Origin of the sequence: Enterobacter sp. MEB024 (genome assembly GCF_030209635.1) — a bacterium.
GTDB classification, from domain to species: domain Bacteria; phylum Pseudomonadota; class Gammaproteobacteria; order Enterobacterales; family Enterobacteriaceae; genus Enterobacter; species Enterobacter ludwigii.
This window is the reverse complement of sequence record NZ_JARVRQ010000012.1, coordinates 50,362-74,284: the sequence shown is the minus strand read 5'-3', so window position 1 is coordinate 74,284 and position 23,923 is coordinate 50,362. Positions and strand designations below refer to the sequence as shown.

Sequence of the window (23,923 nt, the reverse complement as noted above, 5' to 3'; positions counted from 1 at the left end):
CCAGCTCACGCGTCAACATCTTTTTATAACGAACATTAATTAAATTTTAAATCCGTTATTTTTCATACCCATATGATTAATTTATTTTTCTCTCATCAGTGCTGGTGGTCACCCGCGATTATTTTTATAATGATTATTCAACAAACCAACAGAGGACCAACGGCAAATGACAACCGACGTGACGAGTTGCGCGAAGAAAAGCCGTGGCCGACCAAAAGTGTTCGACAGGGATGCAGCGCTTGATAAGGCCATGACTCTCTTCTGGCAACATGGGTATGAAGCGACCTCGCTTTCCGATCTGGTGGAAGCTACCGGTGCCAAAGCACCCACGCTGTATGCTGAATTCACCAATAAAGAGGGGCTGTTCAGGGCCGTGCTGGACAGATACATTTCGCGCTTTGCGGCGAAACACGAAGCCCAGCTGTTTTGTGAAGAGAAAAGCGTAGAACAGGCGCTACGGGACTACTTCACCACCGTCGCGACCTGCTTCACCAGTAAAGATACCCCTGCGGGCTGCTTTATGATTAACACCTCTGCCACCCTTGCGGCCTCCTCAAAAGAGATTGCCAACACGGTGAAATCGCGCCATGCCATGCAGGAAGAGACGCTAAGCGCGTTCCTGTCTCAGCGCCAACAACGAGGTGAAATTCCTGCGCATTGCAATCCACAGATGCTGGCGCAATACCTGAACTGTATTTTGCAGGGTATGTCGATAAGCGCCCGTGAAGGGGCTACGCTGGAAAAACTGCAAACCATTACCGCGACCACGCTGAAACTGTGGCCTGAACTGCTTAAAATCTGACGTAAAAAAAAGCTCCTCAGCCTGAGCGCTTGAGGAGCTAAGTTCAGAGAACATCTTTTTTACACTTTGTTATTCAGTACCAGCTGGCCGTTTCCATCCAGCGGAATTTGAGTGCCCGGGTCTTTATCCATGCGAATCTTGCCCTGCTGATCGCCAATTTTGTACGTCACGTCGTAACCCAGCATTTTCTCCGACTTGTCATAGACGGTTTTGCAGCGCTGCTGAGTCGTCGTGTACGTGTCGTTATCCTGCATAGCGCCCTGCACCTGGTTACCGGCATAGCCGCCGCCCAGCGCGCCGACCACGGTCGCCACATCTTTACCACGACCACCACCAAACTGATGGCCAATCACACCACCGGCAACCGCACCCAGTACTGAACCGGCGATACGGTTTTCATCCTGTACCGGACGGCGATGGGTCACGGAGACGTTACGGCACTCCTGACGAGGCGTTTTCACGGTTTCTTTAATGGGGGTAGCAGACACGACCTGTGCGTATTGTGGGCCGCGATCCAGTACGTTGAGACTGGCAACGGCAGCCACACCTAACGCAGCAGCGACGCCAATCCCTATACCCGCCAACATTGATTTATTCACGGGACTTCCTCCTTTGTTGCTATTGGTAACAATTTTGCAATGCAGGTCGCGCTTCGCCAATAAGACAAAGGATCAAAAAGTTGACGTGGAGGAGAGATATATCGTGTTTAGGAGAACTCTTAAGCACTCAATGTACGATGAGCAGCATGATATGCTAAAAATTCCCTCCGGAGGCCCCGGAGGGAGAGAATATTAGTGCAGCTTCAGGCGTGGTCTAATAACGCGGTTGATTCGTCCCACCAGCATCATCAGCCCGGTTTTGAAGTAACCGTGCAGGGCAATCTGGTGCATACGATAGAGCGAGATATAGACAAAGCGTGCAATACGCCCTTCCACCATCATAGAGCCGCGCATCAGGTTACCCATCAGGCTGCCGACGGTAGAGAAGTTCGAGAGCGATACCAGAGAACCATGGTCTTTATAGACATAGGCTTTCATCGGCTTACCTTTGTACTGCGCCAGAATATTGTGCAGTACCAGGCTTGCCATCTGGTGCGCTGCCTGAGCACGCGGAGGCACAAAACCGCCCTCCGGACGCGCGCAGGAAGCACAGTCGCCGATGGCGAAAATGTCCGGATCGCGTGTGGTTTGCAGGGTCGGCTCGGTCACCAGCTGGTTAATACGGTTCGTTTCCAGCCCGCCAATCTCTTTCATAAAATCAGGTGCTTTGATGCCAGCAGCCCAGACCATCAGGTCTGCTTTGATGTACTCGCCATCTTTGGTATGCAGGCCGCCGCCGTCCGCGCTGGTTACCATGGTTTGGGTCAGAACCCGCACGCCCAGCTTGGTCAGTTCATTATGCGCCGCACCGGAAATGCGCGGAGGCAGCGCCGGCAGGATACGTTCACCCGCTTCAACCAGCGTTACGTTCAGCGCGTCATTGGTTAAGCCTTTATAGCCGTAGCTGTGCAGCTGTTTCACCGCGTTGTGCAGCTCAGCAGAAAGCTCGACGCCCGTCGCACCCCCACCAACAATCGCGATATTAACCTTCCCGTTCGCACCCATATTGCTGGTGTACTTCAGGAACAGGTTCAGCATTTCCTGGTGGAAACGACGTGCCTGATGTGGGTTATCGAGGAAGATACAGTGCTCTTTTACACCTGGTGTGTTGAAGTCATTGGAGGTACTGCCCAGCGCCATGACCAGCGTGTCATACGGCAGTTTGCGCTCAGGGACCAGCAGTTCCCCTTTTTCATCGCGCAGCTCTGCCAGGGTAATGGTTTTGCTCTCACGATTGATATCCACCACGGAGCCCAGCTGGAACTGGAAATGGTGATTGCGCGCATGTGCCAGATAGCTCAGCGCGTCCACGCCCTCATCCAGTGAACCGGTCGCCACTTCGTGCAACAGCGGTTTCCACAGATGGCTGTGGTTACGATCCACCAGCGTAATTTTGGCTTTTTTGCCGCGACCGAGCTTCTTGCCTAACTGTGTAGCCAGCTCCAGCCCGCCAGCACCACCGCCGACAATCACTATCTTTTTCAATGGCGTAGTCAACGTGACCCCCTCAAATTATTAACCAATTGTTAATTAAAAGTTATAAAAATAACCCTTAATTAACAACAGGTTACAGCACTGAAACCATTCAGGTGCATTGAGAATACCACGTCAGGCGCATTGGTCATACCAAAATTGATATGCATCAAGTTTTGATGGCTTAAAAGTAGACAATTCTGGACAAAAAGAAAGCCCGGCGCTTTCGCGGCCGGGCCTGGCAGGTCGTACGCAGTAGCTTAGCCCAGGGTTTTGAAGGCTTTGATCCGCTGCAAATGCGGGGAGATGTTCTTGAATTTGTGGGTCTGTTCTTCATCCCAGACAATTTCATAGTAATGATGCAGCAGCTCAGCCGCCCGGTGGCTGTTAAGGGCTTCATCATTACGCGACAAGATCACCAGACAACGGTCGCGGTTTTTCTCCCGAAAATTACTGACGCACTTGGTGGCAATATCGACATACTCTTCAGGGCGGTCAATTTTACCTTCCATGTTCTCATTCGGGAAAAGATTAGGATTGAACACCACCTGGCGGATATCGCACAGGAATCCAATCCGCTCTGCCCAGTAGCCACCTAATCCCACGCCACAAATCAGCGGACGGTCATCGATGTTGAGCTGCAACATCTTGTCCACCTCTTTGAGCAGGTGCTGCATATCATGCTTTGGATGGCGTGTGCTGTAACTGATCAGCCGGACATCCGGATCGATAAACTGCAGCTGCAGGACCTTCTCATGATTACCAGGACTGTTTGAGTCAAAACCGTGTAAATAGATGATCATTGTCTTCTCACCACGCTACGCCTTCCGGGAGGATTTACAGGCTGGCTTTATGTGCCTGCCAGCGTTCATTCAGGGCTTCAAGCTGCGCGTTGACCGTCTTCCAGCGCGCCGAGTCCATCAGCTCCTGACGGCTAAATGAACCTTTATGATACAATTGTGTAACACGCTGTGCATTGATCGGCGACAGGTTATCCAGCACGCTGACGGCACCTTTACGATTATTGCAGACGAGGATCATATCGCAACCTGCGTCCAGCGACGCCTGACCGCGCTCCGCGTAGCTGCCCATAATCGCCGCCCCTTCCATCGACAAATCGTCAGAGAAAATCACGCCATTAAACCCCAGTTCCTGACGCAAAACGGTTTTCAGCCAGTGCGCGGACCCGCTTGCAGGACGCGGGTCGACGTCGCTGTAAATCACGTGCGCTGGCATAATGGCGTCCAGCTTGTTATCGGTGATCAGGGAGCGGAACACCGACATATCTTTGGCACGAATATCAGCTTCCGGACGCGGATCGCGCGGCGTCTCTTTGTGCGAGTCGGCGGTCACCGCACCGTGCCCCGGGAAATGTTTCCCGGTGGTTTTCATTCCCGCGTCGTGCATACCGTCAATGAAACAGCTCGCTATCGCCAGCGCAATACGCGGATCTTCATGGTATGAGCGTTCGCCAATGGCGGCGCTGATATGCCCCACGTCCAGAACCGGCGCAAAACTGATGTCGATATCCATGGCAATCATCTCGCTGGCCATCAGCCAGCCGGCCTCTTGCGCCAGTTTGCCACCCTCTTCCGTGCCCAGTAATGCCGCAAAAGATTGGGCGGCAGGCAGGCGAGTAAAGCCTTCGCGGAAACGCTGTACGCGTCCGCCTTCCTGATCGACGGCCACCACCAGATGATTGCGCGATGCAGCACGGATCTGGCGCACCAGTTCTCGCAGCTGCGCCGGATCGTGATAGTTGCGGGTGAACAGGATCAAGCCTCCCACCAGCGGGTGCGCCAGTATTTCACGCTCCTCCGCATCCAGCTCAAACCCTTCTACATCCAACATGACTGGACCCACACCAACCTCTCTTATCCTTTAGTTTGTAACTGACGCCAGGCATCATCTGCCAGCGCAATAAATTGTTTATCTCGGGATTGCTGAAAGCGCATTTCAAACCAGCCAGCCATCAGCATGATGACCCACGGTCGCCAGCGCCTCACCTGGCGCCCCAGGATACCGACATTCATGTGCGCTATCCTGGCGTAGTCGGTGATGAGCCGCTGCCGCGCAGTATCATCCTCCGACCAGACTGCCGCCAGCTCCAGCGCCACGTCTCCGTCACCGGCATACTCCCAGTCGATAAGCCTCGCCCCGAGGGACGTATGAACAATATTTCCGGGATGAACATCCATATGCAGCGGCGAGAGCCGAAGCGGCTGCGGTTCGCCCGTTTTACGCAGCCGTTTTAGCTGTGCCAGCCAGAATGGGCTTCGCCTGTCGGCTGAAGCCTGCTGCCAGTATTGTTCAAGCAACGGCAGCAGCGTCACCCGCCATCCCAGACGCGGTTGCCGGTGCAGATGACAGAGCATAGCCGCAAGCACTGCCGTTTCCGGTAGCGTGTTGCCGATCTCCCCTGCCAGATACTCCACGGCCATCCAGCCCTGGCGGTAAAAACGGGGCTTTGGCACCAGATCCGCCGGAAGGCGTTTCAGTGCCCGAAACTGACGGCGGAAATGGGATGCAGACGCTGAGGGATCGTGATTCTGCCGCAATACCAGACGTTGCTCGCCCTGCTCTATAATGCAACTCGCGCCGCCAAGCCCGGAAGGGGCCTGCGGCGCGATAAGGCGATACTGTGGAAAATAACGCGTCAGGATCTCTTCACGCGTACTGTCAGAGTTGCGTAACGGCACCTTTACCTGACCAGATAATCTCGCCTGTCTGAACCAGCATCAGCTGCATCTGCAGGGCTGGCGTGTTCACGTTACCGGTGGCACTGGAGTAAAGCACATACTGCGCACCGACGTTACGGGCAATCCCAATCGCCTTGCTGCGTGAACCGAGGCTGTCCTGCGGTGACAGGCCCAACTGCTGCTTGGCTACCGCGAGCTGCTGTGCCGAGACCAGCGTAAACTTACCGTTATTGGCCAAGGCATTGCGCAGGGTTTCTGTCGCTTCGCCCGCGTTCAGCGAACCGTTGGTACGGTTATTCACGCTATCAACCAGCAATACGCTGCCCGCGGTCACACCCTGAGCCTGCAGCATTTTGCCGACCATCGGTTGCATCGCACCGTTCCAGTCATAATGACGAACGCGCGGCGCAGGCTGCGATGTCTGATCCGGATGTTCAATTGGACCTGGCTGCGACGGAATAGACGGCACAGTCGGTACGGTTGGCGGCGGCTGCGTTGGCTGTGTCGGCTGCTCGGTACCCGGTTTGGCCTCTTCCACAGGCGCAGGTTCTTCAGTTCGGGTCACACACCCTGCGAGGAACAGAGCGAAAGCAGTCACGAGCGCATAACGGCTCAAATTTTTAATCAAGGTTCACCCCTTACAAATAAAGATAAAGTCTCACCTTATGTGCACCCAGATAGTTGGCGCTGCCATAGAGCGTTACCGACGATCTTGCCGGAATAGTGACGCTGCGCGGCGCTTCCAGCGGATGCATTTCAAGACCTCGTACGTCATACCAGAAAAAACGGTAGTGCACCGTCACTGGTTCTTGTCTTTCATTAAAGAGCGTAGAGGAAGCAGAAGAGTTGATTTCACTGATCGACAACGCAGGTTGTTGCGCCGTGATGCCCGCAGCAAGTACGGAGGATTCCATCACCAGCGTCTGTTCATCGCTGACGGGGATCGCCGGACGCGTGCTGCACCCTACGATCAACATCGTCATTACCAGCGCTGCAATACGCCCTTTAAGCATGTCAAAGACCTTTATGTGCCAGCATCGGCCCCAGAGGACGTCCACCCAGCAGATGCATGTGAATATGATAAACTTCCTGACCACCGTGGCGATTACAGTTCATGATGAGACGGTAACCGTCATCAGCAATCCCTTCCTGCTCAGCAATTTTTGCGGCCACTGTCAGCATACGACCTAACGCTACTTCATGCTCGGTTTTTACGTCGTTTACGGTCGGAATCAGAATATTAGGAATAATAAGGATATGTGTCGGAGCCTGAGGAGAAATGTCCCGGAAAGCCGTCACCAGCTCATCCTGATAAACGATATCCGAAGGGATTTCGCGGCGGATAATTTTACTAAAAATCGTTTCTTCAGCCATGACCTTTTCCTTTTTTGTTTAATCTGGCGTAGTGCGCCGCCATTAACACATTCTCAGTATTACTGTGTGACACAACACAAGAGTATGAGCGAGATTCTCCTGTCCTTTCAACCTTCTCCACCGATTTCTTTCCTGAATGTCCTCCAGCTGCCTGGAGAGTGAGCGCTGACGCGTCGCGATCGCCTGAAACATTATTTCAGTTCCTTTTGACACATCTGTTTACACCGTTAATCTCAATGCGTATATTTCGCATTTGCATTTTCATGCGCATTTTCAACATAGAAAACGACATCTGCCCGCACACGCGGGACTGATGCAGACCACCTTCACCATTCATTAAGGGTTTGATGATGTCTTTCATTACTCATACCAGGGATGGGCAACGCCAGCCTGTCGCAACACCTTCGTTGCTGGCAGCCTGTATTGCTATGGCATTGATGCCAACCGTCAGTTTTGCCGCCTCCACGACCGAAGATACGGTAGTTGTGGAGGGTGGCTTTGATAACGCACAGGATCCCTCCAGCGGACAGGATCAGGACTACAGCGTAAAAACCACCACCACCGGGACCAAACTGTTACTTGTTCCCCGCGATATCCCCCAGTCCGTCAGCGTGATTAGCCAGCAGCGCATGGCAGATCAGAACCTGCAGTCAGTCGGCCAGGTGTTAACCAACACCACCGGCGTAACGGCCCAGGTGCAGGACAGCGACCGCACCGTATTTTACTCGCGCGGATTCTTCGTCAGTAACTATGCGTTCGATGACCTGCCGACCTCCATCAGCGAAGTATGGAACTTTGGCGACACCGCCGCCGACACCGCCATTTATGACCGTATAGAGGTGGTTCGCGGTGCTACCGGGCTGATGTCCGGCACCGGTAACCCATCCGCCTACGTCAATATGGTGCGCAAGCACGCAGACAGTAACGTATTCAAAGGGAACGTCTCCGCCAGCTACGGTAGCTGGGACAAGCAGCGCTATGTGCTGGATTTACAGGCCCCGCTGGTAGAATCCGGCAAGGTGCGCGGTCGTCTGATCACCGGTTACCAGGACAACGACAGCGCTGTGGATAACTACCACTACCGTAAAAAATTCCTCTATGGCGTGGTGGATGCCGACGTCACCGACAGCACGACCCTCTCCGTAGGCTATGAATACCAGGAAAGTCACACCGCCGATCCCACCTGGGGCGGGCTGCCAACCTGGTATAGCGATGGAAGCAAAACCCATTACAACCGCAGCCAGACCGTTGCGCCTGACTGGGCTTACTCGGATAAAGACAACACCCGTATCTTTGCCAACCTGACCCAACGTTTTGACAACGGCTGGGAAGCGCACATCAACGGCATGCATGCGGAAACCCATTTCGACAGCAAACTGATGTATATGTCAGGCTATCCGGATAAAGAGACCGGGGCGGGCATGGTCGGCTACGGCGGCTGGAACCGCGGAGAACGTAAGCAGGATGCCATCGACGCCTTCCTGCGTGGCGATTTCAGCCTTTTTGGTCGTCAGCATGAGATGATGTTTGGCGGGAGCTTCAGCCGCCAGCGTAACCATTACGATAACAGCATGCCGGATGCGTTATACGGTATGGTGGATGTGGGTAATTTTAAAAACTGGAATGGCACTATCGCCGACCCGCAGTGGACACCGTGGAAGCTCTATAGCCAGGACGACATTCGCCAGTCATCGGCGTATACCTCGGCCCGATTCTCGCTGGCCGACCCGCTGCACCTGATCCTTGGCGCGCGTTACACCAACTATAACATTCGTTACAACCCGGCAGGCTCCCCGGATACCCGTCTGGAAAGTTCCAAAGATGACGTAACGCCTTATGCAGGACTGGTTTATGACATCAATGAAGACTGGTCGACCTATGTCAGCTACACCTCTATTTTCCAGCCACAGGACAAGCGTGACGCGAGCGGCCGTTACCTCGACCCTACGACCGGGAAAAGCTACGAAGCGGGGGTGAAAGCGGACTGGTTCAACACCCGCCTGACCACCTCACTGGCCGTTTTCCGTATTGAACAGGATAACGTGGCAAGCAATACCTACACCTATATGCCGAGCGGTGAATCTATTTATGAATCACTGGATGGCGTGGTCAGCAAAGGGATTGAATTTGAGCTAAACGGTGCACTGACCGACAACTGGCAGTTAACCTTCGGGGCGACACGGTTTATTGCAGAAGATAAGCGCGGGAATGCCGTCAGTTCCGATCAGCCACGCACGACCATGAAGCTGTTTACCCGTTATCAATTGCCTATGCTGCCGGAACTGGCGGTGGGCGGCGGGGTGAACTGGCAGAATAAAGTGTGGACGGATGTAGAGGGTGGCCCGGCAGGCCAGTCCCGTGCAGAACAAGGCAGCTATGCGCTGGTGAATCTCTTCAGCCGTTATCAGGTCACCAGGGACCTGGCCTTGCAGGCCAACGTTAACAACCTGTTTGATAAAAAATACTACGACTACGTCGGGTCATACGTTGTCTATGGCGCGCCGCTGAACGTCTCCGTCAGCGCGAATTACTCTTTTTAAGTTTCTACCCATAAAAAAGGCAGCCATTCGGCTGCCTTAGTCTCCCCAGGTCACAGCTTAGCTGTTGCGGATGTACTCATCCATTTCGGTTTTCAGGTTATCGGATTTAGTCCCGAAGATTGCCTGAACGCCCGAACCAGCAACAACAACCCCTGCTGCACCCAGTTTTTTCAGACCCGGCTGGTCTACTTTCGCGACGTCGGCAACGCTAACACGCAGACGAGTGATGCACGCGTCCAGGTTAGTGATGTTTTCTTTCCCGCCGAATGCGGCAACCAGAGCCGGAGCCATTTCGCTTGTCGCGGTGGCTTTGCTGTCTTCTGACGCATCTTCACGACCTGGTGTTTTCAGGTCCAGTGCTTTGATCAGCACGCGGAAGATGGTGTAGTAAACAACGGCATAGCACGCACCAACGATTGGGAACAGCCACAGTTTGCTGCTGTTACCGGACAGAACGATGAAGTCGATCAGGCCGTGAGAGAAGGACGTACCGTCACGCATACCCAGCAGGATACAGATTGGGAACGCCAGACCCGCCAGAACCGCGTGAATGATGTACAGGATCGGCGCAACGAACATGAAGGAGAACTCGATCGGCTCGGTGATACCGGTCAGGAACGAGGTCAACGCTGCGGAGATCATAATACCGCCCACTTTTGCACGGTTCTCTGGTTTAGCAGAGTGCCAGATAGCAATTGCCGCTGCCGGCAGACCGTACATTTTGAACAGGAATCCACCAGACAGTTTACCTGCAGTTGGGTCACCCGCCATGTAACGTGGGATATCACCGTGGAATACCTGACCTGCTGCGTTGGTGAATTCACCAATCTGCATCTGGAATGGAACGTTCCAGATGTGGTGCAGACCAAATGGTACCAGGCAACGCTCGATGAAGCCGTAGATACCAAACGCCACAACCGGGTTCTGATAAGCAGCCCACTGAGAGAAGGTCTGGATAGCGGAACCGATTGGTGGCCAGATGAAGGACAGGATCACGCCAGTGAAAATCGCTGCCAGACCAGAAATAATCGGAACAAAACGCTTGCCCGCGAAGAAGCCCAGATACTCAGGCAGCTTGATGCGATAGAAGCGGTTGAACATGTACGCTGCAATCGCACCGGAGATGATACCGCCCAGAACACCGGTGTCTGCCAGGTGTTTCGCAGCGATCTCTTCTGCCGGTAAATGCAGAACCAGTGGCGCAACCACTGCCATGGTTTTCACCATGATGCCGTAGGCAACAACTGCAGCCAGCGCAGAAACGCCGTCGTTATTGGTGAAGCCCAGCGCCACACCGATAGCGAAGATCAGAGGCATGTTAGCAAAGACGGAACCGCCTGCTTCGGCCATCACGTGGGAAACTACGGCTGGCAGCCAGCTGAAGTTAGCAGAACCGACACCCAGCAGGATACCTGCGATAGGCAGTACGGATACTGGCAGCATCAGCGATTTACCGACCTTTTGCAGGTTAGCAAATGCATTCTTAAACATAATTGAGAGTGCTCCTGAGTATTTGTGCTTTTTTTACGCTTTCACGCATTGGCCCGGGGGGAGTACCGTGCCGTGGACAGGACATCTAAGCGCCCTTTATTTATTACACAGAGTAAAATAATTCCCTCTGAGTTTGTTTGACGGCTATCACGTTTCAGCTTAAGACGGTCGAAAAACTTTCAGTTATTTACAAAAAGCATTTCTGGATGTGTCTAAATACACCTTCACCGCCCCAAATGAGGCGGTGAACTTTACTCGTTTTATGTATTAATTACGAGCCTAAAAAAAACAGGCGTATCAAACAGATTGCAGGCGGGCGGGGTCGATATGGAACAGCGTAGAGAAGTTGTCCGTCGTGACGCGGGCCAGCTCTTCAATGCTGACGCCTTTAAGCACGGCCATGTACTCGGCTACGTCTCTCGTCATGGCTGGCTGATTTTCTTTACCGCGATGCGGCACCGGTGCCAGATACGGAGAGTCTGTTTCCACGAGGATGCGATCGAGCGGAACATAGCGTGCAGCCTCGCGGAGTTGCTCAGCGTTACGGAACGTCACGATCCCCGAAAACGAGATATAAAACCCTAAATCAAGCAGTTTACCCGCTGTTTCTCTGTCTTCTGTGAAACAGTGTAGTACGCCACCGCAATCCGTCACCTTTTCTTCCTTCAGGATCGCCAGCGTATCGGCGCGCGCATCACGGGTATGGACAATCACCGGCTTGTTGAGCTCGCGACCAATGCGAATATGATGGCGGAAGGATGCTTGCTGGCGCGGTTTCGTTTCCGGCGTGTAGTAGTAATCCAGCCCGGTTTCCCCCATCGCCACGACGCCCTCTTCTGCGGCCAGCCGGCGCAGTTCCTCAACGTCATACTCTTCATCCTGATTGAGCGGATGCACGCCACAGGAGAAAACAACGTTCTCGCGCTCGCCCACCAGCTCACGCATGGCGCGATACCCCGGTAGCGTTGTCGCCACGGCAAGGCAAAACTTCACATCACGGGCAGCGGCTTTGGCCAGCACGTCGTCCACGTTTTTATGCAGGGATTGATAATCCAGGCCATCAAGATGGCAGTGTGAGTCGACTAAAAACATAATGTCTCTCTCAGAGATGGGAAACAGGCGGTGTCACGCCTGGTTGCAGGTAATGTTCGATACGCAGCAACTGGTCGGTCAGTAAAAGCTCGCGATTAAGACCGGTCACTGTTAAAAGTTGTTCACGACTCTGACAGATATCGTGAAGGATAGCGTGTAATGATGCGCCTGACAGGCTGTTCGCCAGCGTGTTAACCAGCGGCCAGACGTCCGGGTTGGTCAGTAGCGTTGCCCCTTGCTGGAGTTTGAGCGCATCCAGAAGTAAGGAAGCCAGCCAGTGCAGACGTTCCGCGGCCTGCTCGCCGTTAAGCACAGGCAATAAACTTAGCCAGTCGCGGCTGGTGATGGAAGACTCAACGGCCCGGCAGAGCGCGTCTCGCTGTGACCAGACCTCTGGCTGCAGTAATGCCAGCGCCGCCGCGGGTGCACCGCTGCTCAGGCGCAACGCAGAGAGCGCCCCTTCCTGTGACGTTGTCACCTCTCGCTCAAGCCAGCTCAGCGCCCATGATTCCTGAGGCACCGCGAGGTGATGAAGACGACAACGGCTGCGCAGCGTTGCCAGCAAACGCCCCGGGTCACGACAGGAGAGAAGGAACCACGTTTTCTCCGGCGGTTCTTCCAGCGTTTTAAGCAGCGCATTCGCCGCCGCCTCGGTAAGCTGTGCTGCGTCTTTGAGCCAGACGACTTTTGCGCCGCTGAGCCGCGCATGTTCGTACAATTTTTCACTGACTTCACGCACGGCATCAATACCGAGCGCGCTTTTGCCCTTCTCAGGCTCGAGCGTATAATAGTCAGGGTGCGTGCCCGCCTGCATTAACTGGCAGCCACGGCATTTACCACAGCTTTTATGGCCTTCCGGCTGCTGACACATCAGGAAGCGGGTGATGGCGTAAATCAATGCATCATCCCCCATTCCCGGCAGTGCCTGAATCAGTAACGCATGATGCCCCCGACCAGCCTGATAGCTTTCGATCAGCTTTTCAAAATGCGGGCGCAACCATGGGTACCATTTCATGCCTGTTGCTCCTGTAGCCACTGCGTAACCGTCTTCTGAATAGCGCGGGTGACCTCTTCCAGGGATTGCGTCGCATCAATGGTGCGAATACTGCCATCCTGATCCGCCAGTTCCAGATAGCGCGTGCGGGTACGGTTAAAGAAATCAAGCGACTCCTGCTCAATGCGGTCCAGCTCACCGCGAGCACGGGCGCGCTTGAGACCCACTTCCGGCGTCACATCCAGATAGAGCGTCAGGTCAGGGCCAAAATCACCCAGCACCGCATCGCGCAGCGTGGCCAGCATCGTCTGGTCAATACCACGTCCACCGCCCTGATAAGCCTGGGTCGACAGGTCATGACGATCGCCAATTACCCACTTGCCATTAGCCAGGGCCGGTTTAATGACCGTCTCCACCAGTTGCACGCGCGCCGCGTAGAACATCAATACTTCGGCTTTATCTGTGATAACCTCGTCACCTACGGATTTGATATCCAGCACCAGGCTTCGCAGCTTTTCGGCCAGTTGCGTACCGCCGGGCTCGCGGGTAAATACCATGTCCGCAACGCCAAGCGATTTGAGCGTATCCACCACCACGTTGCGGGCCGTGGTTTTACCCGCCCCTTCGAGTCCCTCAATGACAATATATTTACTGCGCATTTTTTTCCTTAAGTGCCTTCAGATAGTCCTGAACGGAGCGATTATGGCTGGCAAGGTTGGTGTTAAAGGTATGCCCCCCTTTTCCATCAGCCACAAAATAGAGATACGGTGTTTTAGCAGGATGTGCAGCCGCACGCAGGGAAGCCTCGCTCGGCGTGGCAATCGGGCCCGGCGGCAGACCGCTAATCACGTAGGTATTATACGCCGTTGGCGTCTCCAGATCTTTTCTTGAAATCTTACCGGTATAACTCTCGCCCATTCCGTAGATGACGGTGGGGTCCGTTTGCAGACGCATGCCGATACGCAGACGGTTAATGAAGACCGATGCCACCTGATCGCGTTCGGCGGCGACGGCCGTCTCTTTCTCAATAATTGAGGCCATCGTGACAAACTGGTTTTGATCTTTGTATGGCAGACCGTCCATGCGCCCTTCCCAGGCGGAATCGACGGCTGCAACCATCTTTTTATGCGCCCGCTTAAGGATAGCTACATCGGTCGTGCCTGCGGTGTACATCCATGTGTCTGGCCAGAACCAGCCTTCCACCCACTCAGGGTGTTCAAATTTCAGTACCTCGGCCACCGTCTGATAGCGGTCATCTTTCAGGGTATGCTTAATGTACGGAGCATCGCGCAGCTGTTCGAGATAATCGCTCAGGCGCATCCCCTCAACAAAACGCAGCGGGAACTGCGCTTCTTTACCGCTTTCCAGCAGCTGAAGCATCTCTTTGACGGTCATCCCCGGCGTAAAGCGATAGGTACCGGCTTTGAAATGAGACAGTTCAGGCTCGATACGTAACAGCCACTGAAACACGCGCGGACGGTTAATGATCTTGTCGCCATAAAGCTGTTCGCCAAGCGCCAGGCGGCCCGTCCCCGCTTTCAGGGTAAAAATCGTCTCGTCTTTAATCAGGATCTTACTGTTCGCCAGCTGACGAACTTTCCACACTCCCGCTCCGCCGGCAACACCCAGCGCAACGATAAGGAGGAGGACAAAGCGCAACATTTTCTTCATGACTATCGGGTTTGCTCACATATCGGGGCTAAAAACTGAAACAGCTCGCGCGAGGACAAGCTGTATTGACCATACGCGCGGACGGGTACAACCGGCATCAGCGCATTACAGATGATAATTTCATCAGCCTGGTGCAGCGCCTCTTCTCTCGCGCTCACTTCGACAACGCGAAAGCCAGAGTGTGCCAGCTGCTGCAAACAAAACTGACGCATAATCCCGTTGACGCCGGCCTGCTCGAGCGACGGCGTATAAACATCGCTCCCCTGCCGCCAGAGTAAATTAGCCGCACAGCATTCCGTAATAAACCCTTCGCTGTCAAGAACCAGCGCCTCATCAGCGTCCGTCTGTTCAAGATGAGTGCGAATCAGTACCTGTTCAAGGCGGTTGAGGTGTTTTATACCGGCAAGCATGGGGTTTCGCCCCAGACGTACCGGGCTGAGCGTCAGCGTAACGCCCTCTTCACGCCAGCGCGGATAATGAGCAGGACAGGCAGACACCGAAAGGATCCGCGTTGGGTGCTGGCAAGCTGAACCGCTGTATCCCCGGCCACCGCTGCCGCGGCTGATAATCACCTTCAGAACACCGCTTTGCTTCCCGGCCGCCAGATGGCACATCTCCTGACGCAATGTGTCCCAGTGCGTGAAGGGGATCATCAAGGCTTCACAACCCTGCTGAAGACGACGAAGGTGCGCCTCGAGCAGGCAGACATTGCCGTCAAGAATGCGCGCTGTCGTAAAGCAGCCATCACCAAACTGAGTTGCCCTGTCACCAGCAGGCAGCGTGTTTTGCTCAAGGCCATTGATTAAAAACATGGTGGCTCCTTATGCGTGGGCATTTAGTCTGGCAGGATGCCATGCAGCCGACAAGAAGATTAGGCTTAATAAAAAAGGCCCGACAAGCGGACCTTTTTTAATCGCCATGATGCAGTCAGGCTCAGATCTTTTTGAAGATCAGTGAACCGTTAGTACCACCAAAGCCGAAGGAGTTACACAGGGTGTACTCCATACCACTTACCTGACGCGCTTCGTGAGGAACGAAGTCCAGGTCACAACCTTCATCCGGATTATCCAGGTTGATGGTTGGCGGAACAGCCTGATCGCGCAGCGCAAGGATAGAGTAGATAGACTCTACTGCACCCGCCGCACCCAACAGGTGACCGGTCATGGATTTCGTGGAGCTCACCAGCACGCGGCTGGCGTATTCGCCGAAGATAGACTTAACAGCCTGAGCTTCTGCTTTATCGCCTGCAGGCGTAGAAGTACCGTGCGCATTAACGTAACCGATGTGCTCCGGGGTAAGACCCGCGTCGCGAATCGCGTTGGCCATTGCCTGCGCGGCGCCCGCACCATTTTCTGGTGGTGACGTCATGTGGTATGCATCGCTGCTCATCCCGAAGCCGACAACTTCAGCATAAATCTTCGCGCCACGTTTTTTAGCATGTTCGTACTCTTCAAGTACGATCATACCCGCACCGTCACCCAGCACGAAACCGTCACGGTCTTTGTCCCACGGACGGCTTGCCGCCTGCGGGTTATCGTTGCGGGTAGACAGCGCACGCGCTGCACCAAAGCCACCCACTCCCAGCGGAGTACTGGCTTTTTCCGCACCGCCCGCAACCATAGCATCTGCATCGCCGTACGCAATCATGCGCGCGGCCTGGCCGATGTTATGCACGCCAGAGGTACATGCGGTAGCGATAGAAATGCTTGGCCCACGCAGGCCGAACATGATGGTCAGATGACCTGCCACCATATTAACAATCGTGGACGGAACGAAGAACGGGCTGATTTTTCGCGGGCCGCCATTCATCAGAGATGTATGGTTTTCCTCGATCAGACCCAGACCGCCAATCCCGGAACCGATAGCGGCACCGATACGGGTTGCGTTCTCTTCCGTTATTTCAAGGCCAGAATCCTGCATGGCCTGAACGCCAGCGACAATTCCATATTGAATGAAGGCATCCATCTTGCGCTGTTCTTTGCGCGAGATGATCTCTTCACAGTTAAAATCCTTTACTAAGCCAGCAAATTTCGTTGCATAGGCGCTAGTATCGAAATGGTCGATTAGGCTGATGCCGCTCTGACCGGCAAGGAGAGCTTTCCAGGTGGACTCTACGGTATTGCCGACAGGAGACAACATGCCAAGTCCGGTCACAACTACACGACGCTTAGACACGTTTGTCCTCCAGGGAGGGATAAAAAAGGGATTCGTGGGACAAAAAAGATAAAACTCAGGCGGTCGAATGACCGCCTGGAGATGTTCACTTACGCCTGGTGACCGTTGATGTAATCAATGGCAGCCTGAACGGTGGTGATCTTCTCAGCTTCTTCGTCCGGAATCTCAGTATCAAACTCTTCTTCCAGAGCCATTACCAGCTCAACGGTGTCAAGAGAATCTGCGCCCAGGTCTTCAACGAAGGAAGCGGAGTTCACAACTTCTTCCTGCTTAACGCCCAGCTGTTCGCCGATAATTTTCTTAACGCGTTCTTCGATAGTGCTCATACTCTTAAATTTCCTATCAAAACTCGCTTTCGCGATGGTTTTCGTAGTGTATAAAATGTTGAAAAATTTGCAACTAAATCCCGGCAGTTCTTACCACGATTTTACGTTATTTTGAGGCCATTCGCCCTAATAACGCAAATATTTTTCATCGTGATTAAACCATGTACATCCCGCCGTTGACGTGGAGGGTCTCACCAGTGATGTAACCCGCTTCGTCAGAGGCTAAAAATGCAACCGCGCTGGCAATTTCTTTAGGGTCGCCTAAGCGGCCCGCTGGAACAGCTGCCAGCGTACCCGCACGCTGCTCATCAGTTAGCGCACGCGTCATGTCCGTTTCAATAAAGCCCGGAGCAACAACGTTTACAGTAATACCGCGGGACGCAACTTCACGTGCCAGCGACTTACTGAAACCGATCAGACCTGCTTTCGCCGCAGCGTAGTTAGCCTGACCAGCATTTCCCATGGTACCAACCACAGAACCGACAGTGATAATACGACCATGACGCTTTTTCATCATAGCGCGCATTACCGCTTTTGACAGACGGAATACAGATGACAGGTTGGTTTCGATGATATCGTTCCACTCGTCGTCTTTCATTCGCATTAACAGGTTATCACGAGTGATCCCGGCATTATTTACCAGAATATCCACTTCGCCAAATTCTGCGCGAATATTTTCCAGAACAGATTCGATAGATGCAGGTTCGGTCACATTCAGAACCAGACCTTTACCGTTCGCACCCAGATACTCGCTGATGGCCTTAGCGCCATTCTCGCTGGTTGCTGTACCAATCACTTTCGCGCCGCGCGCAACCAGTGTTTCAGCAATTGCACGCCCGATACCGCGGCTTGCGCCAGTGACCAGGGCAATTTTTCCTTCAAAACTCATGGTATTCCTCTTTTATTGCGAGAGTGCCGCTGACATCGCGTCCGGCTCGTTAATTGCCGAAGCAGTCAGGGTGTCAACAATACGTTTTGTCAGACCGGTGAGGACTTTACCTGGGCCGACTTCATACAGATGCTCAACGCCCTGAGAGGCCATAAACTCAACGGTTTTGGTCCACTGCACCGGGCTGTAGAGCTGGCGAACCAGCGCATCACGGATAGCGTCCGGCGAGGTTTCGCATTTCACATCGACGTTGTTCACAACGGAGATTGTCGGTGTGTTAAAAGTAATTTTTTCAAGCTCAACGGCCAGTTTATCGGCAGCAGGTTTCATCAGTGCGCAGTGGGACGGTACGCTAACGGGCAGCGGCAGAGCGCGTTTCGCGCCTGCAGCTTTACAGGCTGCACCAGCACGTTCAACCGCGTCTTTATGACCGGCGATAACCACCTGGCCTGGCGAGTTGAAGTTAACGGGAGACACCACCTGACCTTCAGCGGATTCTTCACACGCTTTTGCAATCGCAGCATCATCGAGGCCGATGATAGCAGACATGCCACCGGTGCCTTCAGGTACTGCTTCCTGCATGAACTTACCGCGCAGTTCAACCAGACGCACCGCGTCAGCAAACGCGATAACACCGGCACACACCAGCGCAGAGTATTCACCCAGGCTATGGCCCGCGAGCAGCGCTGGCGCTTTACCGCCCTGCTGCTGCCAGACACGCCACAGCGCAACGGACGCCGTCAACAGCGCAGGCTGAGTCTGCCAGGTTTTGTTCAGCTCTTCGGCTGGTCCCTGTTGGGTCAGCGCCCACAAATCATAACCCAGCGCAGCGGAAGCTTCACGGAAAGTCTCTTCGATAACCGGATACTTTGCTGCCATTTCAGACAACATCCCAACGGCCTGAGAACCCTGGCCCGGGAACACAAAAGCAAATTGCGTCATTATTTAATCCTTATACTAGAAACGAACCAGCGCGGAACCCCAGGTGAACCCGCCACCAAAGGCTTCAAGCAAGACCAACTGGCCCCGTTTGATTCGTCCGTCACGTACCGCTTCATCAAATGCGCACGGTACTGACGCCGCAGAGGTGTTGCCGTGACGATCCAGCGTCACCACAACGTTATCCATCGACATGCCCAGCTTTTTAGCGGTCGCGCTGATGATGCGCAGGTTCGCCTGATGCGGCACCAGCCAGTCGAGTGCGGAGCGGTCAAGGTTATTCGCTTCCAGCGTTTCATCGACAATGTGCGCAAGCTCAGTCACCGCCACCTTGAACACCTCATTACCGGCCATCGTCAGGTAAATAGCGTTATCCGGATTAACGCGATCGGCGTTAGGCAGGGTCAGTAATTCGCCGTAGCTGCCATCGGCATGCAGATGCGTAGAGATGATGCCCGGCTCTTCGGACTGACCGAGCAGTACCGCGCCCGCACCATCACCAAAAATAATGATCGTCCCACGATCGGTTGGATCGCAGGTACGTGCCAGCACGTCAGCACCGATGACCAGCGCATATTTCACGGCACCGGATTTAACATACTGATCGGCAACGCTCAGCGCATAGGTGAACCCTGCGCACGCTGCGGCAACGTCAAATGCCGGGCAGCCTTTAATGCCGAGCATGTTTTGCACCTGGCACGCTGCGCTTGGGAAGGCATGCGTGGCAGAGGTCGTGGCAACCACGATCAAGCCAATCTGATCTTTATCAATGCCCGCCATTTCGATAGCACGCTGCGCGGCTTCGTAACCCATGGTCGAAACGGTTTCGTCTGGCGCGGCAATACGACGTTCACGGATACCTGTGCGCGTGACAATCCACTCGTCAGACGTATCTACCATTTTTTCAAGATCGGCGTTGGTACGCACGTGTTTTGGCAGGTAGCTGCCGGTACCTAAAATCTTCGTATACATGTACGCTCAGTCACTTTTAGCTAATACAGATTCCAGGCGAGCGGCAATCCGCTGAGGGACTTGTCGCTGCACCGCCTGCACTGCCTGTTCAATGGCGACAGTAAATGCTCGCTGATTGGCGGCACCATGACTCTTAATCACGATGCCGCGCAATCCTAACAGACAGGCGCCATTATACTGGTCGGGGTTGAGGTGACTGAATCGCCGCGTCAGGCTTTTTTGTAACCAACGCTTTAATAAAATCAACCACCAGGCGCTTTTTTTGCCTTCTCCCTGCGATTTAAGCAGTGAGAGAAACATTCGCACGACCCCTTCCATGGTCTTCAACGTTACGTTCCCGGTGAAGCCATCACACACCAGAACATCCGTTTTCCCCGTCAGCAACTCATTGGCTTCGAGATAACCAATATAGTTGATGGAGGGAACCTGTTTGAGCAATTCGGCAGCTTCGCGAATACTGTCCAGGCCTTTGGTCTCTTCTTCACCGATGTTCAATAACGCAACACGGGGATTGTTTATCCCGACCACTTCTTCTGCCAGCACCGACCCCATCACGGCAAACTGAGCCAGCATTGTACTATCACAATCGACGTTAGCACCCAAATCGAGCACCACGGTCTTGCCCTTCTGCTGGTGCGGTAATACCGTCACCAGCGCCGGACGCTCAATACCTTCAATAGGTTTGAGCAACAATTTCGACAGCCCCATCAGCGCGCCGGTATTTCCCGCACTGACGCAAGCCTCCGCGCGTCCTTCCTTCACCAGCTCCAGCGCCATTCGCATAGAACTGCCCCGGCTATTGCGAATCGCCTGCGATGGACGTGCATCACTGGCAATAACTGACTGCGCAGGAATAATCTGCAGACGCGAACGTTGTTCGAAGTCAGCTTTTGCAAGTAATGGCGTGATTGTGTCGGGATTGCCGACTAAAAGAAGTGTGAGTTGCGAATTAGAATTCAGTGCCTGCAAAGCTGCAGGCACTGTCACGGAAGGGCCAAAATCCCCTCCCATGACATCTAACGCCAGGGTTAGACGTGTCAAGGTATCGTCACAGCCTGGTTCGGTAAATTCCCCGTTTGCACGGGGAAATCCTCACTAAGCCTAATCACGCTGACGCGTGATTACTTAGTGATAACCTTGCGGCCGCGGTAGAAACCGTCAGCGGTGATGTGGTGACGCAGGTGTTTCTCACCAGAAGTCTTGTCTACAGACAGGCTGGTAACTGCAGTCAGCGCGTCATGGGAACGACGCATGCCACGTTTGGAACGGGTTGGTTTATTCTGTTGTACGGCCATGGACCTTACTCCTCAATTACTTACGCTTTAAGCTGGCTAATACGGCAAATGGGTTTGGTTTTTGCGCTTCATCAGGCAGTTCCCCAAAGACCATGTCCGCCTCGGACACTTCACAGTGTTCAGATTCATGCACCGGAACGACTGGCAAGGAGAGGATGATTTCATCTTCAACCAGAGCCAGAAGATCGATTTCACCGAATTCATTAACTTCAATCGGTTCATACGCTTCCGGGAGTGCTTCAGCCTGTTCGTCAGAACGGACCGGACTGAAACAATACGTTGTGTGAACATGCTGTACAAACGGTTTCCCGCAACGCTGACATTCGAGGGTTACCGTCACCTTTGCATCACCGGTTAAAACGGCGAGACGCTGGTTATCGATAGCGAACGACATGGAGCATTCTACATCACTGTCCACACTGACTACGGATTCGGCGACACGCTCAGCCTGATCGGAAGTATAAATACCTTCGTAATCGAGGCGTTTTTGAGCCGTGCGAACCGGATCAAGAGTCAGGGGTAATTTTACCTTTTGCATAGGGCGCGCATATTAACTTTGTAACGTCATATAGTCAAAGAAAAAGGCAACCACAGCTGCCTTTTGCCAATTATTCGCACACATTGCGGCCTGTAGTTTAAAATGGCTGGCATCGATACGCTATATCTGGTGATAAAAATATGCCAAATCTCGTTCTTGCCTCCACCTCACCCTACCGCCGAATGTTGCTGGAAAAGCTCGGGATCCCGTTTGAATGCGCGGCGCCGGAGGTTGACGAGACGCCACAGCCGGGCGAATCACCGCGTCACCTGGTCACCCGTCTTGCGAAGGAGAAAGCGCAATCACTTGCCGCACGCTACCCTTCGCATTTGATTATAGGCTCCGATCAGGTTTGTGTGCTGGACGGTGTTATCACCGGAAAGCCGCACACTGAAGCGAATGCCTGCCAGCAGCTTATGCAAGCGCGAGGCAATATCGTCACCTTTTATACGGGTCTGGCGCTCTACAACTCCGCCTCGGGTCACCTGCAAACCGAATGCGAACCTTTCGACGTCCATTTTCGCCATCTTAGCGAGCAGGAAATCGCCGACTATGTGCGTCGGGAGCGACCGCTCAATTGCGCCGGAAGCTTCAAAAGTGAAGGTCTGGGGATTGCCCTGTTCGACAAGCTGGACGGACGTGACCCGAACACGCTGGTCGGGTTGCCGCTGATAGCATTGTGCCAGATGCTCAGACGCGAGGAGTGTAATCCGCTGAAGATGTGAGTATTACGGGTGATGCATCACTTACCGGCCTGAGAGACCTCAGGCCGGTAAGTGCCGGCCAAATCAGCCGCGCAGCACCTTCAGGCAGCGTTTTAACTGCTCATCAAGGGGGGCTTCAATGCGAATTGTTTCGCCGGTATTCGGGTGAGTGAACGTCAGTGCCGCCGCATGCAGGAACAGGCGTGACAACCCGGTGCCCGCCAGCTGCTTATCAAACTCCCTGTCACCATAGCGGTCATCAAATGCGATCGGATGACCGGCATACTGCGTATGTACGCGGATCTGGTGGGTACGGCCGGTTACCGGGCTGCAGCGCACCAGCGTGGCGAACGCATAGCGCTCTTCCACTTTGAAACGCGTCTCAGACGGCTTCCCTTCCTGATTCACACGTACAATGCGCTCACCGCTTTGCAAAATATTCTTCAGCAAAGGTGCCTGCACCGCCTTAACGTGGGACTGCCAGTGGCCACGAACCAGCGCCAGATAATCCTTCTGCATCCCTTTTTCACGCAGCTGCTCATGCAGGGAACGCAGGGCAGAACGTTTTTTTGCGACCAGCAACACGCCGGAGGTATCGCGATCGAGACGGTGAACCAGTTCAAGGAAACGGGCTTCAGGGCGCAGCGCACGCAGGCCTTCAATCACGCCAAAGCTGAGACCACTCCCGCCATGGACAGCGGTACCTGACGGTTTATTCAGCACCAGGATATGATCATCCTCATAAAGGATAACGTCACTCAGGGCGGCCACTTTCTGCAACCTGGGTGAAACGACCTCTTCTTCGCGTTCCGCAACACGGACCGGCGGGATACGCACTTCATCACCGGCTTCGAGTTTGTACTCAGGCTTCACGCGTTTTTTGTTAACCCGCACTTCACCCTTGCGCAGGATGCGGTAAATCATGCTCTTTGGCACGCCTTTGAGTTGGGTGCGCAAAAAGTTATCGATACGTTGCCCCGCGTCGTCTTCCGCGATGGCAACCATTTTTACGGCTGGAGTCTCTGTTTTCATGGTTGGCGATTCTAAATATCGTCAGCCATTAGCGCCACTCATTTTTCTATGCTTATATTTACTTTTATCCGGCCTGTCCCCTGTTTCACGCAATCGATTTGGTGGTTATTAAACCAATCACCACCTTGAAGTGAAGAAACTGTGAGTAACCGGGTGATAATTGGTAAAAGTCATCTTGCTATAACCCGGCGAGCAGTGGAATAATGAACTCGTTTTCCGTGTTAAATCCTGGTTAAGTAAGGATCTCGACGGAATGACCAATTTTGTCTGACCGATCATCCACGCAGCAATGGCGTAAGACGTATTGATCTTTCAGGC

Annotated in this window: 26 protein-coding genes; 3 read left to right on the top strand and 23 right to left on the bottom strand. The window is 53.8% G+C overall.

Translation table 11 applies throughout. The annotated features are described in order from the left end of the window. Positions 1–166: 166 nt before the first annotated feature. Complete coding sequence (comR, locus tag QRN24_RS18160) at positions 167–802, top strand: TetR family copper-responsive transcriptional repressor ComR (RefSeq protein ID WP_014169591.1); 636 nt, start codon at positions 167–169, stop codon at positions 800–802. Positions 803–861: 59 nt separating this feature from the next. Here the strand turns inward: comR and QRN24_RS18155 are convergent, their stop codons facing one another. The 8 genes from QRN24_RS18155 to hinT form a co-directional block, all read right to left on the bottom strand. Next, the gene (locus QRN24_RS18155; RefSeq protein ID WP_008500779.1) at positions 862–1,401 is read right to left on the bottom strand and encodes a glycine zipper 2TM domain-containing protein; all 540 of its coding nucleotides are present in this window, start codon (positions 1,399–1,401) and stop codon (positions 862–864) included. A 192-nt stretch (positions 1,402–1,593) separates the two neighbouring features. After that, complete coding sequence (locus QRN24_RS18150) at positions 1,594–2,898, bottom strand: NAD(P)/FAD-dependent oxidoreductase (RefSeq protein WP_014169589.1); 1,305 nt, start codon at positions 2,896–2,898, stop codon at positions 1,594–1,596. 236 nt (positions 2,899–3,134) lie between these two features. Next, positions 3,135–3,677, bottom strand: coding sequence for an alpha/beta hydrolase YcfP (ycfP, locus tag QRN24_RS18145; protein WP_013097106.1), 543 nt, complete (start codon positions 3,675–3,677; stop codon positions 3,135–3,137). Between the two features lie 34 nt (positions 3,678–3,711). Then, entirely contained in the window at positions 3,712–4,737 is a 1,026-nt protein-coding gene (nagZ, locus tag QRN24_RS18140) for a beta-N-acetylhexosaminidase (RefSeq protein WP_020884661.1), read from the bottom strand. A gap of 11 nt (positions 4,738–4,748) precedes the next feature. Then, positions 4,749–5,573 carry a thiamine kinase gene (gene thiK / locus QRN24_RS18135; protein ID WP_284942940.1) on the bottom strand — a complete coding sequence of 275 codons (825 nt, stop codon included), beginning with the start codon at positions 5,571–5,573 and terminating at the stop codon, positions 4,749–4,751. Beyond that, positions 5,554–6,201: a penicillin-binding protein activator LpoB gene (gene lpoB, locus QRN24_RS18130; protein WP_014169586.1), complete on the bottom strand. Its 648-nt coding sequence runs from the start codon at positions 6,199–6,201 to the stop codon at positions 5,554–5,556. The genes thiK and lpoB overlap by 20 nt, the downstream gene beginning before the upstream one ends. 10 nt (positions 6,202–6,211) lie before the next feature. After that, a complete protein-coding gene (locus QRN24_RS18125; protein ID WP_014169585.1) occupies positions 6,212–6,586 on the bottom strand; it encodes a YcfL family putative periplasmic lipoprotein in 375 nt (124 codons plus the stop codon). 1 nt (position 6,587) lies between these two features. Further along, positions 6,588–6,947: a purine nucleoside phosphoramidase gene (hinT, locus tag QRN24_RS18120; RefSeq protein ID WP_014169584.1), complete on the bottom strand. Its 360-nt coding sequence runs from the start codon at positions 6,945–6,947 to the stop codon at positions 6,588–6,590. A gap of 350 nt (positions 6,948–7,297) precedes the next feature. Between hinT and fhuE the strand changes: the two genes are divergently transcribed. Beyond that, entirely contained in the window at positions 7,298–9,487 is a 2,190-nt protein-coding gene (gene fhuE / locus QRN24_RS18115; protein WP_063925088.1) for a ferric-rhodotorulic acid/ferric-coprogen receptor FhuE, read from the top strand. A gap of 57 nt (positions 9,488–9,544) precedes the next feature. Here fhuE and ptsG read toward each other — a convergent pair whose 3' ends face one another. From ptsG to yceD, 14 genes are all read right to left on the bottom strand, one after another. Then, positions 9,545–10,978 (bottom strand): PTS glucose transporter subunit IIBC, encoded by a 1,434-nt coding sequence (gene ptsG, locus QRN24_RS18110; protein ID WP_014169582.1) that lies wholly within the window; start codon positions 10,976–10,978, stop codon positions 9,545–9,547. 297 nt (positions 10,979–11,275) lie between these two features. Beyond that, positions 11,276–12,070: a metal-dependent hydrolase gene (locus QRN24_RS18105; protein ID WP_014169581.1), complete on the bottom strand. Its 795-nt coding sequence runs from the start codon at positions 12,068–12,070 to the stop codon at positions 11,276–11,278. 10 nt (positions 12,071–12,080) lie between these two features. Next, positions 12,081–13,085 carry a DNA polymerase III subunit delta' gene (gene holB, locus QRN24_RS18100; protein ID WP_047744340.1) on the bottom strand — a complete coding sequence of 335 codons (1,005 nt, stop codon included), beginning with the start codon at positions 13,083–13,085 and terminating at the stop codon, positions 12,081–12,083. Further along, positions 13,082–13,723 carry a dTMP kinase gene (tmk, locus tag QRN24_RS18095; protein ID WP_279256829.1) on the bottom strand — a complete coding sequence of 214 codons (642 nt, stop codon included), beginning with the start codon at positions 13,721–13,723 and terminating at the stop codon, positions 13,082–13,084. Before tmk ends, holB begins: the two co-directional genes overlap by 4 nt. Beyond that, positions 13,713–14,735 carry a cell division protein YceG gene (gene yceG / locus QRN24_RS18090; protein WP_014169578.1) on the bottom strand — a complete coding sequence of 341 codons (1,023 nt, stop codon included), beginning with the start codon at positions 14,733–14,735 and terminating at the stop codon, positions 13,713–13,715. The genes tmk and yceG overlap by 11 nt, the downstream gene beginning before the upstream one ends. Positions 14,736–14,737: 2 nt before the next feature. Continuing rightward, positions 14,738–15,547, bottom strand: coding sequence for an aminodeoxychorismate lyase (pabC, locus tag QRN24_RS18085; RefSeq protein WP_032677881.1), 810 nt, complete (start codon positions 15,545–15,547; stop codon positions 14,738–14,740). Positions 15,548–15,668: 121 nt separating this feature from the next. Next, on the bottom strand, positions 15,669–16,910 hold the full coding sequence (gene fabF, locus QRN24_RS18080) for a beta-ketoacyl-ACP synthase II (RefSeq protein WP_014169576.1): 1,242 nt from the start codon (positions 16,908–16,910) through the stop codon (positions 15,669–15,671). A gap of 89 nt (positions 16,911–16,999) precedes the next feature. Then, entirely contained in the window at positions 17,000–17,236 is a 237-nt protein-coding gene (gene acpP / locus QRN24_RS18075) for an acyl carrier protein (protein ID WP_003857954.1), read from the bottom strand. A gap of 154 nt (positions 17,237–17,390) precedes the next feature. After that, positions 17,391–18,125: a 3-oxoacyl-ACP reductase FabG gene (fabG, locus tag QRN24_RS18070; protein WP_014169575.1), complete on the bottom strand. Its 735-nt coding sequence runs from the start codon at positions 18,123–18,125 to the stop codon at positions 17,391–17,393. A gap of 12 nt (positions 18,126–18,137) precedes the next feature. After that, positions 18,138–19,067: an ACP S-malonyltransferase gene (gene fabD / locus QRN24_RS18065; RefSeq protein ID WP_014169574.1), complete on the bottom strand. Its 930-nt coding sequence runs from the start codon at positions 19,065–19,067 to the stop codon at positions 18,138–18,140. A 15-nt stretch (positions 19,068–19,082) separates the two neighbouring features. After that, positions 19,083–20,036, bottom strand: coding sequence for a beta-ketoacyl-ACP synthase III (locus tag QRN24_RS18060; protein WP_014169572.1), 954 nt, complete (start codon positions 20,034–20,036; stop codon positions 19,083–19,085). 6 nt (positions 20,037–20,042) lie between these two features. Then, positions 20,043–21,077, bottom strand: coding sequence for a phosphate acyltransferase PlsX (gene plsX, locus QRN24_RS18055; RefSeq protein WP_014169571.1), 1,035 nt, complete (start codon positions 21,075–21,077; stop codon positions 20,043–20,045). An 80-nt stretch (positions 21,078–21,157) separates the two neighbouring features. Next, positions 21,158–21,331, bottom strand: a complete 174-nt coding sequence (rpmF, locus tag QRN24_RS18050) for a 50S ribosomal protein L32 (protein ID WP_003857964.1) — start codon at positions 21,329–21,331, stop codon at positions 21,158–21,160. Between the two features lie 16 nt (positions 21,332–21,347). After that, positions 21,348–21,869, bottom strand: a complete 522-nt coding sequence (yceD, locus tag QRN24_RS18045) for a 23S rRNA accumulation protein YceD (protein ID WP_014169570.1) — start codon at positions 21,867–21,869, stop codon at positions 21,348–21,350. Between the two features lie 140 nt (positions 21,870–22,009). Between yceD and QRN24_RS18040 the strand changes: the two genes are divergently transcribed. Continuing rightward, the gene (locus QRN24_RS18040; protein ID WP_032677877.1) at positions 22,010–22,594 is read left to right on the top strand and encodes a Maf family protein; all 585 of its coding nucleotides are present in this window, start codon (positions 22,010–22,012) and stop codon (positions 22,592–22,594) included. A 63-nt stretch (positions 22,595–22,657) separates the two neighbouring features. On the opposite strand, the gene rluC is transcribed toward QRN24_RS18040, so the two are convergent. Further along, a complete protein-coding gene (gene rluC, locus QRN24_RS18035) occupies positions 22,658–23,605 on the bottom strand; it encodes a 23S rRNA pseudouridine(955/2504/2580) synthase RluC (RefSeq protein ID WP_014169568.1) in 948 nt (315 codons plus the stop codon). Positions 23,606–23,923: the final 318 nt, after the last annotated feature.